This is a genomic window from Flectobacillus sp. (genome assembly GCF_049240685.1).
Lineage (GTDB): Bacteria > Bacteroidota > Bacteroidia > Cytophagales > Spirosomataceae > Flectobacillus.
On record NZ_JBMLSD010000182.1, the window covers coordinates 1 to 2,728 of the forward strand.

The following is a 2,728-nucleotide window of genomic DNA, read 5'->3' on the forward strand; positions in this document are numbered from 1 at the left end:
GCTTCTAGCGTAAGGTCATAGCCTTTGTTGCTATACTCATAACGCCCCGATGTAAAGAAATATAGCGTTTTTTCGAGATTAAATGGCTGGCTCTGGAAAAAGTGCCCCATCACAAACTCATTGATGCGGTCTTTGTATTTGGTATGCAAGTTTTGATGTTCGTGCATAGCCGAGAACCTTGTAATGTTGAGGCCGTTCGGAAGGATTAGGTCTGGCACTTTTCCTAGTAGAAACTCACATTCTTTGGCTGTGACGTCACTCACAGTAGTAGTAACGTGCGCTTGTAATGCAGCCAAGCGTTCTAGTGTAGCTTGAGCCTCAATACCATAATGACGTGCCTCCTTGAGCCAGTCGAAGGTATCTATTTTATCGTAGAAATTCGGAACGTTTCCTGCCAAATAACGACCCAGCATCGTAGCGTGAGTTGTAAAAACAGTTGCTACTTTTACTTGGTCTTTGCGCAAATCTGGTATAGCCGAGGCCGCCATCCATTCATGGAAGTGCGCTACAATATCAATTTTGTTTTGTTGTTCTTTTGCTAATTCGGTCAAAAATACTCGCACCATTTCACCAAAGGCAATCACATGACTTACCAATTCCTCAGTATTCAAGGTAGATACCTGATGACGCTCCCATAATCCTGCTTTAAGAGCATTGATATTGTTGTAGATTGACCAAAAATCAAACAAGACAATACGCGGCTTTCCAGTTACGAGCCAGTAACCATAGTGCACACCATAGCCCATTGAGCGCATCTTCTGAACAGTTTTACCTAATACAGAATCATCCAAATCATGGATAGGTTCAAATTCGGCAGAGGCTGTTTGTGGGAAGTACGGACCTAACAAGAAATAGTCATCGCCCCATTTTTCCACCATTGATGGGACTTTTGTACGAATTACAGTATAAATACCTCCTACCTGGTTGCAGGTTTCCCAGGCGATTTCTATTAATATCTTTTGTTTTTGGGTAGCAGATTGTAAAGGATTTTGTATTTCCATCGGCTCTTAGTTATAAGGTTTGGCTGCTTGTACCAAGCTATTAGGTTGCTAATATATAAGTATATTCAGTGAATAAGAAACTTAATGCCATATTTCTATTTTAGCTCAAAATGAGCGATTTGAGGCATTTCTTAATAAAATCTAATTATTAAAAAATAACGCTAGAAGTCCACAAATCCGCTAAATACAAAAGCCTTTATGAATTGGATTTTTAATAAGTGTCTAATAGTCAAGTTTTTATAGTTTTGAAGGGTTTTAGGATAAACCTATCGACTTTAATATATACTATTTTTACCATTTTCGGAGTCTTCTCTTCTTTATCTCTCGAATAAGGTATGTACAATTATTTCTTTAAATAGTTATCAAAGATAATTATTCAAAATATTTTCCCGAATAATAAGTAATTCTTATTAGTATACAAAAAAATCCCTCAAGGTATAACAAAATACTTGAGGGATTTTTGTTTGAAACGAAGTGATGTCGATATTACCTAAGGTTGTACACAAAATAAAATTACTTTTTGAGTATTCGGTAAAAACATTTCTAGCGCTGCTAAAAAACAATTTAACACTCTTTGCTTTATGCCTAAACGGATAAAATAAAATTTCATTCTGCACTATTACTTACTAAATCTACATTTAACACTTCTTACCACGTTGTTACTTCATATAATAATCCGATTCGTAGACTTTGGTTACGCCTTCTTTCGTGAGGGTATAACTAAAGCCTTTTTGAATTGAATAAGCACCGTGTTCTCCTTTTTTATTAACTGCTAAATAACCAATCTGGAATTCCTTGTAGTTATAACGCTTCACAATACGCATAATGGCTTCCTCGCAAGCTTGTTGTGGTGTACGACCATTTCTCATCAATTCTACAATGAGGAATGAACCTAAGGTCTTGAGTACAAACTCTCCCAAGCCTGTAGCACAAGCGCCACCCACTTCATCATCACAAAATACGGCTGCTCCAATTACTGGAGAGTCGCCCACGCGACCATGCATTTTGTATGCCATCCCGCTAGTGGTACAAGCGCCAGATACTTCACCCTTTTTGCCCAATGCCAATAGTCCAATGGTATCGTGGCGTTCGATATTAATTTTTGGCTCATATTTGGATTCTTTTTTCCATTTTAACCAAGCCTTCTTAGAACTTTCAGTCAATAGGTTTTGCTTTTTGAATCCTTGCGAAAGAGCAAATTGTAAAGCTCCTTCACCCGATAACATTACGTGTGGAGTTTTTTCCATTACTGCCCGAGCTACCGAAATAGGGTGCATAATGCCTTCCAAGAATGTTACAGAGCCAGCATTACCCTTTTCGTCCATGATACAGGCATCCAAGGTAACGTGACCATCGCGGTCTGGCAAGCCGCCATACCCTACCGTAATTTCGTTAGGGTCTGCTTCTGGAATAAGCGCTCCTGCCTCTACAGCATCCAGCGCACGACCTGTTTTTTGAACCATCGCCCAAGCTGCTTCGTTAGCTTTGACATTGTTCCAAGTAGAAATAATAATGGGAAATTCGGCAGGAGCTGAATTTTGTGCTTCAGTTTGATTAGCTGCTAAGGCAGAAAGTCCAGCCAAAGCAGTGGTTTGTTGAATAAAGGTTCGACGTTTCATATCTGAGAAATTGGATGTTTTAAGGTACAAGCGGAGGTATTTTCAGTTATTCAAATAAGTAATGGAGCAGAATAATATTTAAGTTATGTGTTTAGGGACAAGGCAACA

Annotated in this window: 1 protein-coding gene and 1 pseudogene; both read right to left on the reverse strand. The window is 38.7% G+C overall.

What is annotated here, in order from left to right; translation table 11 throughout:
• Positions 1-1,001: pseudogene (locus ACOVQ4_RS08495) on the reverse strand (glycogen synthase); the annotation flags it as partial.
• Positions 1,002-1,660: 659 nt separating this feature from the next.
• Complete coding sequence (locus ACOVQ4_RS08500; RefSeq protein WP_421820222.1) at positions 1,661-2,620, reverse strand: N(4)-(beta-N-acetylglucosaminyl)-L-asparaginase; 960 nt, start codon at positions 2,618-2,620, stop codon at positions 1,661-1,663.
• Positions 2,621-2,728: the final 108 nt, after the last annotated feature.

Excerpts from the sequence above, each read along its gene's own strand:
- ACOVQ4_RS08500 (WP_421820222.1), bottom strand. The coding sequence starts at position 2,620 with ATGAAACGTCGAACCTTTATTCAACAAACCACTGCTTTGGCTGGACTT.